The following is an 11734-nucleotide window of genomic DNA, read 5'->3' on the forward strand; positions in this document are numbered from 1 at the left end:
CCGTGCTTAAAAGGCTATGCTCGGACCATGACTGTGTTCCCAGAGTTGCTCAACCTGCCCCGCCAGTTGCGGCACCCCGAGGTGCGCGATTTGGCGTGGGTGATGCTCGCGCCCCCGATGCTTGCGCAAACGCCTTGGCCACAACGCCATCCGCTGGCCGGCAGCGACTGGGTGCAGGCGCCCGATCGTCTCGAACGCTGGTTACGCACACTCGATCAAGACAGCAGCACCTTGCAGCATTGGCTGAGCTTGTCACGCACCCGCCGCCTGGGCCTGTATTACGAGCGCCTGTGGCAATTCGCCGTGCAGCATGCGCCGGGCGTGGAGTTGCTGGCCGCCAACCTGCCGATCCGCCGCGCCGGGCATACCTTGGGTGAGCTGGATATGCTGCTGCGCGACCGCGAAGGCGTGCACCACCTGGAACTGGCGATCAAACTCTACCTGGGCCCGCAAGACGGCGACGGCCATGACACCGCGCAATGGCTCGGCCCCGGTTGCCATGACCGGCTGGACCGCAAGCTGGCGCACCTTGCCCAGCATCAACTGCCGATCTCGGCACGCCCGGAAAGCCGCGCAGCCTTGGCCGCACTGGATATTCAGCAGTTCGATGCACATTTGTGGCTGGGCGGGTATTTGCTCTATCCGTGGCCGGGCCAGGCCGAACCGCCCCACGGCGCTCACCCGCAGCATCTGCGCGGGCGCTGGTTGCATCAGCGTGACTGGCGGGACTTCGTCAGCGTTAGCCCGCCGGGGCGTTGGCAACCGCTGCCCCGGCATGCCTGGCTGGCGCCGGCGCATTACCCGGCCAGTGAAGTGTGGCGCGAGGAGCAGATGCACGGCTGGCTGGCCGAACTCGAGCCAATGGCGCCGGCGCAACTGCTGGTAAGGCTGGTTCAGAACGGCGAGGACTGGGAGGAAGCCGAACGTTTGTTCCTGGTGGCGGACCTTTGGCCAAACGTTCCAGGGCTCACTTGACCTTCAAGTGCCGCGCATACCAGGGCCGCTTCGGCACGCGCTTGAACAACGCCTGCAGCCCCTCTTCTTCAGCCGCAAATGTAATCCGTAGCGCCAGCTTCATGGTTTCCGGGTCCATTTCCATCGACCGCCCCCTCTGTACACCCGGCGTGGTACTGCAGCCATGGGTGTCCGGCCCCAGCCAGGGGTCTCCCACTTCCACCCAGCGCCCCGGTGCAAACCAGGCCACACCGTTGACCTCAAGCCGGCTGACCTCGCCCGGATTAAACCGCTCATGGGCGCGGAACCAGTCTTCGATTCGGTCATCGATCCAACCGTGGAAGTGCCAGAACACCGGGTTTACATGGGATGAAAACGGGTCGCCGAGGAAATCGTTCTCGGGCGCATACCAACGCGCGGCAAAGTCCGCCGGGTCACGGGCGAACGGCACCGGTGCGCCGTTGGACGGGTCGCGGGGCACCGAGGCCCAGCGCATGTGCAACCAATCGTGCAGGCCCAGCTCCATTTCCGACCCCAACTGGCCCAAGGTCAGCCTGGCCAGGTAGCGCGGGTCGCGGTAGTGGGATTCCCACACCTGGAAGTTGCTGTGGTAGGTCTCGGCCGCCTTGATATCGCTGACCCACTGGGTGTAATCGTTGTCATCCGGCGCCGACCAGGTGGGCGGTAGTGCAAAGCCGTCATGATTATCGAAGTACCGCACAAAACCCAGGCGATCGCGCTCCAGGGCCGGTTGCGGCGCGGGGAATTGCGGCCACGACGGCAGGTCCTGCATTGAACGCGCCGTGCCGAGCATATGACGGTGCATGAAAAAGAAGTCGATGCCCGAACCATTACGGTCTTTGCGTTTGCCGCGCGCGTCGCGCTCCTGGCCGCGCGGCCCGGGTTGCCAGCCGATGCCGCGCAGGGCGTCACGCTTTTCATCGGACAGCTTGTGCCACTGGTCCCGGGAGGCGTGCCACAGCTGGTGAAACAGCCGGTGTTCGGGGGAAATCAGCCAGGCCAACAAGGTCGGGTTGAGCCCGATACGCTCGCGAGCCTCGGGAAACAGCTGCTTGTGGGCGATAAAGCGGCTGTCGCGTTCGGTCAGGGCCAGCGGGCGATTGAGGTCGAGGATCTGCCCACTGAGGGTCCCGCTGCCGGCGTTGGCGAAGTCGGCCCAAACTTCGTCGAGGCTCATCTTGAACTCATAGGCGGGCGCGCCATTGGCCGCCTCGCGGTCGATCAGGCGCCAATAGAGCAATGCGCCCTCGCCTGTCAGCAGGTCACCCAATACGCGGTAACGCGGCTCACCGTCGGCACGCAAGTTTTGCGCGGTGTCCAGGTAACCGCGCAAACCCCGCCCGCGCGGGGCGATGTCGAGCAACAATTCCAGGCCTTGCAGCGGCAAGCCCTTGAGGCCGGCGTCATGGCCTTCCAGGCGCAGGCTCCAGACGCCGCGCAGGCTGTTCGCCAAATGTTGGCCGGCAGTGTCGGCCAACTCCACCGTGGCCTCGCCCGCCGTGATGGGGAATTCTTCTTCACGCGTCAGCTCGCGATGGGCATAAAAGGCCGCCGGCACCGCAGCGCCTGTCAGCGCCAGGCCTGCGATGAAGCCACGTCGAGAGATGGTCATTGTTTACCTTAGAAAACGGCTTGATCAGAGCTAGAACGTTGGCGGCCGCGACAAATTTACCGGCGCCTCGCCCGGGCCTAAATTTCCCCCGCCAGCGCTCGTTCTTCCCTGATAGCAAAGGCCTCAACTGACTGAGATGGCAATGACAAAACCACGTTCGAAAAAGGCGCTGTATATCGGCCTGCCGCTGGCACTGGCCATCGGCGCCGGAGCCGGCTTTCTGGTTTGGGACCACTGGTTGCGCGGCAATGCCGGCTACCCGCTGGAGGTGATCAAGCAGGCCAATGAAATGCAGGACCGTCTGCTGTCGTTTGACAGCCATATCACGGTGCCGCTGGATTTCGGCACGGCCGGCAATGAAGCCGACAAAGATGGCAGCGGCCAGTTCGACCTCGCCAAGGCCGCACGCGGACGCTTGTCGGGCGCGGCCTTGACGATTTTCGGCTGGCCGGAAATCTGGAACGGCCCCAATGCGCCACACAAACCCAGCGATGGCTTTGTCGAAGAAGCCCGTCACGAGCAGGAGGTGCGCTACAAGATCATCTCCGGCATGGTGCGCGACTTTCCCAATCAAGTGGGCATCGCCTACACCCCGGACGATTTCCGGCGCCTGCATGGCGAGGGCAAGTTTGCGATCTTTATCAACATGCTCAATGCCTACCCGCTGGGCAACGACCTCAACCAGTTGGACCTGTGGACGGCACGCGGCATGCGCATGTTCGGCTTCAGCTATATCGGCAACAACGCCTGGTCCGATTCGTCGCGCCCGCTGCCGTTTTTCAATGACTCGACCGACGCCCTCGAAGGGCTGTCGGCGATCGGCCAGCAAGCGGTGCATCGCCTGAATGACTTGGGCGTGATCATCGACGTGTCGCAAATGTCGACCAAGGCCGTTGAGCAAGTGGCGCAACTAAGCCGCACACCAATGGTAGCGTCCCACTCGGCGCCACGCGCCTCGGTGGATATTCCGCGCAACCTCAGCGACAAGGAGTTGCAACTGATCAAGAACAGCGGCGGCGTGGTGCAGGTGGTGGGCTTCCCGGCCTATTTGCGCCCCTTGAGCCAACCGACCCAGGCCAAACTCAACGCCCTGCGCGCGCGCTTCGATTTGCCCCCACTGCCTAACCTGGCCATGGCCTTGATGCCCGGCGACGCGATCATTGCCGCCTGGTCCGAGCAAAAGTTCGGCCAGTACGCCAGCGCGCTGTACGCGATTCTCGACGAAGAACCCAAGGCCTCCCTCAAGGATTGGGGCGATGCCATCGACTACACCGTGCGCAAAATCGGAATCGATCATGTCGGCATCTCGTCGGACTTCAACGACGGCGGCGGCATCCAGGGTTGGGAAAACGTCGGCGAGGTGCGCAACGTCACCGCCGAGCTGATCCAGCGTGGCTACTCCGAAGCCGACATTGCCAAGCTGTGGGGAGGCAACTTCCTGCGCGTATGGGACCAGGTACAAAAAGCCGCCAAGCCCTTGGCCAACCGCTAATCAGCCTTGAAGTAAGCCCATGACCGACCGCCGCACTTTTCTCAAGCAGGCTGGCGTACTTGCCGCCAGCCTGCCGCTGGGCGCAGCCCTGCTCCCGCACGCCACGGCAGCCGCCCCTGCGCCTGCCCGCAACGACTCATGGGCAGGGTTCAAACAGCTGTTCACCCAGGACCCGGACTACCTGCACTTTTCCAACTTTCTGGTGACGTCACACCCCAAGCCCGTGCGCGAAGCCATTGATCGCTACCGCCAGCAGATCGACCGCAACCCGGGCCTGGCGATGGACTGGGGCCTTGAGGAAACCTGGAAACGCGAAGGCCAGGTCCGCGAGTGGGCCGGGCGCTACCTGAACGCCACACCGCCACAGATCGCGCTCACCGGCAGTACCTCGGAAGGCCTCGCAATGATCTACGGCGGGATCAAGCTGCGGCCTGACCAGGAAATCCTCACCACCGAGCACGAGCACTACGCCACGCAGAGCGTGCTGGATTTTCGCGTTGCCCGGCAAGGTACGCAGGTGCGCCGAATTCGCTTGTTCGAAAATGCCCACCAGGTGTCCGTAGACGAAGTGCTTGGCAATATCGAGCGCGCCATTCGCCCCAATACCCGCGTGCTGGGCATGACCTGGGTGCAATCCGGCAGCGGCGTGAAGCTGCCCATCGGCGAGATCGGCAGGCTGGTGGAAGCCCTCAACCGCAACCGTGACGACAAGGACCGCATTCTCTATGTGGTCGATGGCGTGCATGGCTTTGGCGTGGAGAACCTGGATTTTCCGGCCATGCACTGCGATTTCTTTATCGCCGGCACCCATAAATGGATGTTCGGGCCCCGCGGCACCGGGTTGGTCTGCGCACGCGATGCCGAGAACAACTACGTGACACCGATGGTGCCGACCTTCTCCGAAGACACCAATTTCGCCACCACCATGACCCCCGGTGGCTACCACGCGTTCGAGCATCGCTGGGCGGCGGACGAGGCCTTCAAGCTGCACCTGACATTGGGCAAGGCACCCGTGCAGGCGCGTATTCACGAACTGAACACCGAGCTGAAAAACCTACTGCTGGCCCACCCGCAGATCGAACTGGTCACGCCGCGCAGCACCGACCTGTCAGCCGGCTTTACGTTCTTCCGCGTCAAGGGCCAGGACAGCGATGCCGTGGCCGCCTACCTGATGAAAAAGCGCGTGGTGGTCGATGCGGTCGACCGCGATGTCGGCCCAGTGATTCGCACCTCGCCTGGCCTGCTTAACAGCTCGGACGAGATCCAGCACTTCATGACCTTGCTGAGCCAACGGTTGTGACAGCGACTTTTTTCCTTTGAACGAGATGCCCACATGAATCCATCCCGACTCAACCCCCTGACAGCCCTGGCGTTGACCGCCCTGTGCGCGGCGGCACTGCCGAATCTGGCCCAGGCCGCTACGCCGCAGCCCGGCAAGGTGTTCAAAGACTGCAAGGACTGCCCGGAAATGGTCGTGCTGCCGGCCGGCACGTTCACCATGGGCACCCCCGAAGACGAAGTCGGTCGCGAGCCCGACGAAGGTCCGATGCACGCCGTGACCTTCGCCAAACCTTTCGCCATGAGCCGCTTTCAGATCACCGCCGGCGAATGGGACAGCTATATCCGCCAGAGCGGGGTCAAGATCGCCGATGGCGACACTCGCCCCGGCCGCGAATGCATTGCCAGCAAGCCGCGCTACCCGCAAGGGCCGCGCCAACCGGCCGTATGCATGGACATGGACGACGTGAAGAACTACGTCGCCTGGCTGTCGAAAAAGACTGGGCAGCAGTATCACATGGTCAGTGAAGCCCAGCGCGAATACGCCGCCCGCGCCGGCACAAGCGGACCGTTCCCGTTTCCTTTCGATGCAGGCAAGGGCTACAGCATCGCCGAACACGCCAATACTTACGGGCCGGCGGATGGCTACAGCTATTCCTCGCCGGTCGGCAGTTACCCGCCGAATGCATTTGGCATGTATGACATGCATGGCAATGTGTATGAGCGTGTGGCCGACTGTGAACACCCCAACTACATCGGCGCGCCCACCGACGGCAGCGCCTGGGTGGAGCCGAACTGCGAGAGCTACCAGATCCGCGGCAATGACTGGGGCGAGGCGCCGGTATTTTCGCGCTCGGGCAACCGCAACAACATCTACCCGCAGACGCGCGGTGACTGGATTGGTTTTCGCGTAGTGCGCGATCTCTAAGACCGACACCCCTCAAATGTGGGCGCGGGCTTGCTCGCGAAGGCGGTGAATCAGTCGATACATCCGGCGACTGACACAGCGCTTTCGCGAGCAAGCCCGCGCCCACATTTTGCCCTGCATACCTCAGCTACAGCTCGGCTGAATCAAGCCTGCCTGGCCAGCAATTCCAAGCCTTCATGCAACGCCGGGAACAGGCTGTTGTTGAAGTTGTTCCAGCGCAATTCAAGGATGGTGTCTTGCGGCGAAATCTCGGTTTTGAGCACGTCGTGGAACACTTCACCCGAATCGATGCCGTTGTCCACGTAGTGGAACGACGCCCCGGTGAGATACAGCGGCTGCGACGGCGTGGTTGCCTTGGTCGCCCAATCCACCACGGTTTGCCCACGCGCACCGTACAAGGCATTCCAGGTGGCATAGGCCCCACGGCGCTCGTAAGGCGATTCGAGACGGGTAATCCCCGGGTGAATGTTCATGATGCGCCGCGCAAACGGGGCGCCCGGCCGCACCAGTTCATCCAGGATCACCAACAAACCATCCAACACCACGATGTCAGCCTTCAACTCCACCAGCGTGTCGTGCAAGCGGCGCTCGAAATCCTGCTTGCCGGCGATGTGTTCGGCGCTACCGCGAGGCAGGCGGCGGTAGGTGGACGGCACGCTCAGCAACAGGTCGTTGACCAGCTGCCCTTGCACCCGCAAGTCCGCCGGGTACAGCCACTGGCGGCCCGGCTGATAGGCAAAGCCGTAATCGCTGACCAACTGCTGGTCCCGTGGGTTGTGTTCGTCATCGTCGTAGACCACGCCGACCAGGTTATACGCCGCGCCCAGCGGCGTGTCGTTCAGCGACCCCACCAGAAACTCCAACACCGATTTCATGTAGCGCTCATGGTCTTTGTAAGCCACCGGCTGCCCTGCCTTGTCGGCCGCGGCATTTCTCAGGGACCACACATACACCAGGTTCTTTTTGGTCATTTTTCGCTCTCGCTGAATGGACTGCGCACAGCGCCAATACACGTGCGCCTACAGCACAAGAACGAACCAGCCCGGCGGCAATTTATGCCTGGCCGCAGCCGTCGGGCGTGCGGCGCTAAATACTCGCGCTGACGCTTCGTTTGTCATGGGTAAGGGTCTGTGTGCCCAGCCCCTCTTTTCACTCTCCGGGAAGTATTTATGACCGACCCCAAACGCAGCGCCTTCAAAGGTCTGCTCGCCTTGCTCAGGCCGTTTCGCAGCATCGTGACCGTCTCTGTCGCCCTCGGCATGGTCGGCGGCCTGGCCATCACCCTGCTGCTGGCCACCATCAATAACGCCCTGCATTCGGCCAATGGCATGACCCAGGGCGTGGTGCTGACCTTTGCGGTGCTGTGTGTACTGGCCCTGGTCAGTTCGATCATTTCAGACATCGGCACCAACTACGTCGGCCAACGCATCATCGCCGCCCTGCGCAAAGACCTGGGTGAAAAAGTGCTGTCGGCGCCCATCGGGCAGATCGAGCAGTATCGCTCGCACCGCCTGATCCCGGTGCTGACCCATGATGTCGACACCATCAGCGACTTTTCCTTTGCCTTCACGCCGTTGGCCATCGCCGCGACCGTCACCCTCGGCTGCCTGGGTTACCTGGCCTATCTGTCGGTGCCGATGTTCCTGATGATGGTGGTGGCGATCATTATCGGCAGTGCCGTGCAGTTCATCGCCGGCGGCAAAGGCATCCAGGGTTTCGACCTGGCGCGCAGCCATGAGGATGAACTGCAGCGTTATTACAACGCGATCGCTTCCGGCGCCAAGGAACTGCGCATGCACCGGCCACGGCGTTTTCGCATGAACACCCATCGCATCCAGGAAACCGCCGACCGCATCAGCGACATCCAGGTGCGCTCGGTCAACATTTATATCCTGGCCAAGACCTTTGGCTCGATGCTGTTCTTCGTGGTGATCGGCCTGGCCCTGGCGATGCAGGCCTATAACCCGAACCCGGACCCGACCGTGATCACCGGTTTCGTGCTGGTGCTGCTGTACATGAAAGGCCCGCTGGAACACCTGCTGGGCTACCTGCCGGTGGTGGGCAAGGCGAAGATCGCCTTTGGCCGTATCAGCGAATTGTCACAGCGCTTCTCCTCCCCCGAACCGCACCTGCTGATGGATGACAGCGAAGCCCCCACACCCGTGGTCAACAGCCTGGAACTGCGCGGCGTGAGCTACCGCCCGCCGGCAGTAGAAGGCAGCGAACCGTTCCACCTGGGGCCGATCAACCTGAGCATCAAACAAGGCGATATCGTGTTTATCGTCGGCGAAAACGGCAGCGGCAAGACCACGCTGATCAAACTGTTGCTAGGCCTGTACTCACCGCAGGCCGGCGAGATCCGCCTCAACGGCGAGGCCGTGACCGACCCTGAGCGCGATGATTATCGCCAACTGTTCACGACGATTTTTTCCGACTATTACCTGTTCGATGACCTGGTGCAGGGCAGCGCCACTTCGTCATTGGACAGCGCCGCCAAATACCTCGAACGCCTGGAGATCGCGCACAAGGTCAGCGTCAAGGATGGCGTATTCAGCACCACCGACCTGTCCACCGGCCAACGCAAGCGCCTGGCGTTGGTCAACGCGTGGCTCGAAGAACGCCCGGTGCTGGTGTTTGACGAATGGGCGGCCGACCAGGACCCGGCCTTTCGCCGGATTTTCTACACCGAGCTGCTGCCCGACCTCAAGCGCCTGGGCAAAACCATCATCGTGATCAGCCACGACGACCGCTATTTCGATATCGCCGACCAATTGGTACGCCTGCGCGCCGGCCAGGTTGTGCACGAATGGGAGCCTGCCTGAAATTTCTTTTCCGGTTTATCCAAGTAGGAACGTCTCACTAGTGTTAATGAGAACCAGCCTCAATAAACACCTATGACTTGCCCACTTACACATAGAAGAGAAAGCATCCATGCCAGCAAGACTCGGTCTCAGCCCTCTGAGCAAAGCGCTATCCATGCGCCGGGCCCTGAACATCAATCTGCTTCCGAACGCCCTGGCCCTGGCGATATCGTTGCCGGTGGCAGGCTATGCGCAGGCGCAGGAGATCGAGCTGGATATTCCGTCACAGGCGCTGGGGAGCGCGCTGCAGGAATTCGGTCGTCAGACCAACGTGCAAGTGCTGTACAGCCCAAGCGATGTGCAGGGCAAGAACAGTCGTGCGGTGAAGGGCAAAATGGAGCCACAGCGGGCAATTGATACCTTGCTGGGTGGGACTGAGACCACGCACAGCCTCAGTGGCAACTCGCTGACCGTGACCGCTGCCGGCGCAACCGCAGGGCTGGAACTGAGCCCGACCCAAGTGACCGGCAACGCGCTGGGCAACATCACCGAGGACTCCGGTTCCTACACGCCGGGCACCATTGCCACCGCCACACGGCTGACCCTGACGCCTCGGCAAACGCCACAATCGATCACTGTCATCACCCGTCAGCACATCGAAGACTTCGCCTTGAATAACGTCGATGACGTGATGCGCCACACGCCGGGCATCACCGTGTCGGCGTATGACACCGACCGCACCAACTATTATTCCCGTGGTTTCTCGGTCAACAGCTTCCAGTACGACGGCATTCCCTCGACCGTGCGCAACGTCGGGTATTCGGCGGGCAACACCCTGAGCGACATGGCAATCTATGACCGTGTCGAAATACTCAAGGGCGCCACCGGCCTGCTCAACGGTGCGGGCTCATTGGGTGCGACCATCAACCTGATTCGCAAGAAGCCCACCTCGGAGTTCAAGGGCCATGTCCAGTTGGGCGCAGGCTCCTGGGACAACTACCGCAGCGAAGTGGATGTCAGCGGCCCACTGACCGAGAGCGGCAATGTGCGTGGTCGCGCGGTTGCCGCGTACCAGGACAAAAAGTCCTTCATGGACCACTATTCACGCAAGACCGAAACCTACTACGGCATCACCGAATTCGACCTGTCCCCGGACACGATGCTGACCGTCGGCTTCGACTACCAGGACAACATTCCGAAAGGCTCCAGCTGGTCCGGTGCCTTCCCGCTGGTGAACTCCAACGGCAGCATCAACAAGATGCCGCGCTCCTACAACAACGGCGCTGACTGGAGTTCCTGGGAGCAAAATACCCGTACCGCCTTTGCCATGCTGGAACATGACCTGGGCGACGGCTGGGTGACCAAGTTCCAACTCGACCATAAGATCAACAGTTACCATGCCGACCTCGGTTCGATTCAGTTCGTTGAACCCCAGACCGATGGCAGCGCGTCGATCAACGGGCAGAAGTACACCGGCGAGACCAAAAGCACCTCCGCCGACCTGTATGCCACCGGGCCTTTCAGCCTGTTTGGCCGCGACCATGAACTGGTGGTAGGCGGCTCGATCGGTACCTCGCGCTGGCAGGGCAAGGGCTATTGGTCGCCTGACTGGCCGCAGGGCAACAAAGTCGACTTCTACAACTGGAATGGCAAGATCGCGCGGCCAATCTACGGTCCGCCCCAACAGTACACCGACGACACGATCCGCCAGACCGGCTACTACGTGACCACGCGCTTGAACGTGATGGATGACCTCAACGTGATCCTCGGTGGGCGCGTTGCCAACTACCACGTCACCGGTATCAACCCCTCGTACAAGGAAACCGGCCGGTTCATCCCGTATGCGGGCGTGATCTACGACCTCAACGACAATTTCTCGCTGTACACCAGCTACACCGATATTTTCCAACCTCAAGAAAGCACCTATAAAGACCGCAACGAAAAGCTGCTGAACCCGGACGAAGGGCAAAACTACGAGTTCGGTCTCAAAGGCGAATTCCTTGACGGCCGCCTGAACACCAGCATCGCCTACTTCGAGGTGCATGAGACTAACCGGCCGATCTCGGACGATGCGTACAACAACCAGACGCCCACCCCGCAAAACTATGCGTTCAAAAGCTCCAAAGCCGTCACCAAAGGCTATGAAGCGGAAATCTCCGGGGAATTGAGCCCAGGCTGGCAAGTACAAGGTGGCTACACCCACAAGATCGTGCGCGACGAAGACAACAAGAAGATCTCCACCTTCGAGCCGGAGCATCAGGTCAACCTGAACACCACCTACAAGCTCAAGGGCAACCTGGACAAGTTCACCATCGGTGGCGGCCTGCGCTGGCAGAGCAAGGGCTGGTACGAGATCTGGAACTCGCCGCTCAACAAAAACCAGGACATCACCCAGGAATCCTACTGGCTGGTGGACCTGATGACGCGCTACCAAGTCACCAAGAACCTTTCGGCGACCGTCAACTTCAACAACATCTTCGACAAGTCCTACTACACCAACGTGGGCTTCTATAACTCGGCCGCCTACGGTGAGCCGCGTAACGTGATGTTCAGCACCCGCTGGGACTTCTGACCGGATGCCTTGATCGCCCCCGGACGATCAAACCGCCGCCCGATGAAAGCGCCGCTTTCATTGGGCTTTTTTTTGG

At 61.5% G+C, this 11734-nt stretch carries 8 protein-coding genes; 6 read left to right on the top strand and 2 right to left on the bottom strand.

Features of this window, described 5'->3' with window-relative positions; genetic code table 11:
* The first annotated feature begins 27 nt into the window (after positions 1–27).
* Positions 28–975, top strand: coding sequence for a DUF1853 family protein (locus tag A7D21_RS23255; RefSeq protein WP_069552792.1), 948 nt, complete (start codon positions 28–30; stop codon positions 973–975).
* On the opposite strand, the gene A7D21_RS23260 is transcribed toward A7D21_RS23255, so the two are convergent.
* Positions 968–2587 (bottom strand): PvdJ/PvdD/PvdP-like protein, encoded by a 1620-nt coding sequence (locus A7D21_RS23260; RefSeq protein WP_069552788.1) that lies wholly within the window; start codon positions 2585–2587, stop codon positions 968–970. The two genes, A7D21_RS23255 and A7D21_RS23260, sit on opposite strands and share 8 nt — an antisense overlap.
* 142 nt (positions 2588–2729) lie before the next feature.
* Here A7D21_RS23260 and pvdM point away from each other — a divergent pair, with 142 nt between their 5' ends.
* The 3 genes from pvdM to A7D21_RS23275 are packed head-to-tail and all read left to right on the top strand — an operon-like array spanning position 2730 to position 6285.
* On the top strand, positions 2730–4079 hold the full coding sequence (pvdM, locus tag A7D21_RS23265) for a pyoverdine-tailoring dipeptidase-like protein PvdM (protein ID WP_069552789.1): 1350 nt from the start codon (positions 2730–2732) through the stop codon (positions 4077–4079).
* Positions 4080–4098: 19 nt separating this feature from the next.
* A complete protein-coding gene (locus A7D21_RS23270) occupies positions 4099–5379 on the top strand; it encodes an aminotransferase class V-fold PLP-dependent enzyme (protein ID WP_069552790.1) in 1281 nt (426 codons plus the stop codon).
* Between the two features lie 33 nt (positions 5380–5412).
* Positions 5413–6285 carry a formylglycine-generating enzyme family protein gene (locus A7D21_RS23275; RefSeq protein WP_053256588.1) on the top strand — a complete coding sequence of 291 codons (873 nt, stop codon included), beginning with the start codon at positions 5413–5415 and terminating at the stop codon, positions 6283–6285.
* A gap of 143 nt (positions 6286–6428) precedes the next feature.
* On the opposite strand, the gene A7D21_RS23280 is transcribed toward A7D21_RS23275, so the two are convergent.
* Positions 6429–7256 (bottom strand): N(5)-hydroxyornithine transformylase PvdF, encoded by an 828-nt coding sequence (locus tag A7D21_RS23280; RefSeq protein WP_053256589.1) that lies wholly within the window; start codon positions 7254–7256, stop codon positions 6429–6431.
* A gap of 198 nt (positions 7257–7454) precedes the next feature.
* Here A7D21_RS23280 and A7D21_RS23285 point away from each other — a divergent pair, with 198 nt between their 5' ends.
* Together A7D21_RS23285 and A7D21_RS23290 are read left to right on the top strand one after the other, a co-directional pair.
* Complete coding sequence (locus A7D21_RS23285; RefSeq protein ID WP_053256590.1) at positions 7455–9107, top strand: cyclic peptide export ABC transporter; 1653 nt, start codon at positions 7455–7457, stop codon at positions 9105–9107.
* 109 nt (positions 9108–9216) lie between these two features.
* Complete coding sequence (locus A7D21_RS23290; RefSeq protein WP_141718259.1) at positions 9217–11658, top strand: TonB-dependent siderophore receptor; 2442 nt, start codon at positions 9217–9219, stop codon at positions 11656–11658.
* The last annotated feature ends 76 nt before the right edge of the window (positions 11659–11734 follow it).

The sequence above is a fragment of the Pseudomonas sp. AP19 genome (assembly GCF_001728855.1).
GTDB classification, from domain to species: Bacteria; Pseudomonadota; Gammaproteobacteria; order Pseudomonadales; family Pseudomonadaceae; genus Aquipseudomonas; species Aquipseudomonas fluorescens.

Coding starts and splice junctions, on each gene's coding strand:
- pvdM (WP_069552789.1), top strand. CDS start 2,730: ATGACAAAACCACGTTCGAAAAAGGCGCTGTATATCGGCCTGCCGCTG.
- A7D21_RS23255 (WP_069552792.1), top strand. CDS start 28: ATGACTGTGTTCCCAGAGTTGCTCAACCTGCCCCGCCAGTTGCGGCAC.
- A7D21_RS23280 (WP_053256589.1), bottom strand. CDS start 7,256: ATGACCAAAAAGAACCTGGTGTATGTGTGGTCCCTGAGAAATGCCGCG.
- A7D21_RS23275 (WP_053256588.1), top strand. CDS start 5,413: ATGAATCCATCCCGACTCAACCCCCTGACAGCCCTGGCGTTGACCGCC.
- A7D21_RS23290 (WP_141718259.1), top strand. CDS start 9,217: ATGCCAGCAAGACTCGGTCTCAGCCCTCTGAGCAAAGCGCTATCCATG.
- A7D21_RS23270 (WP_069552790.1), top strand. CDS start 4,099: ATGACCGACCGCCGCACTTTTCTCAAGCAGGCTGGCGTACTTGCCGCC.
- A7D21_RS23285 (WP_053256590.1), top strand. CDS start 7,455: ATGACCGACCCCAAACGCAGCGCCTTCAAAGGTCTGCTCGCCTTGCTC.
- A7D21_RS23260 (WP_069552788.1), bottom strand. CDS start 2,587: ATGACCATCTCTCGACGTGGCTTCATCGCAGGCCTGGCGCTGACAGGC.